At 59.4% G+C, this 387-nt stretch carries 1 protein-coding gene; it reads right to left on the bottom strand.

Annotated features, from left to right (window positions below):
- A partial coding sequence (locus GR198_RS36465; protein ID WP_164070491.1) for a calcium-binding protein occupies positions 1-387 on the bottom strand: 387 nt, incomplete at both ends.

The following is a 387-nucleotide window of genomic DNA, read 5'->3' as shown; positions in this document are numbered from 1 at the left end:
CACATAGATGTCGTTGCCCGCTCCGCCGTTCAGCACGTCATTGCCGGCGCCGCCGTCCAGCAGATCGTTGCCGGCGCCGCCGATGATCGTGTTGGCGAGCGCATTGCCGGTGCCGATAAAATCGCCGGTGCCGATGAAAGCCAGGTTTTCGACATTGGCAATATTGGTCAAGGCATAGGAAGAAAGCACCGTCCTGATCAGATCGGTCCCTTCATTCAGCCCTTCGGTGACCACGTCGGCCAGATCATCGACGATATAGATGTCGCTGCCCGCTCCGCCGATCAAGCTATCGGCACCAGCCCCGCCATTCAGCGTGTCGTTGCCGACACCACCAGTGATCGTGTTGGCAAGGCTATTGCCTGTCCCGACAAAGGCTGCCGTTCCGAT

Origin of the sequence: Rhizobium leguminosarum, assembly GCF_010668065.1 — a bacterium.
GTDB lineage: Bacteria > Pseudomonadota > Alphaproteobacteria > Rhizobiales > Rhizobiaceae > Rhizobium > Rhizobium leguminosarum_S.
This window is presented reverse-complemented; position numbering and strand designations above follow the sequence as displayed.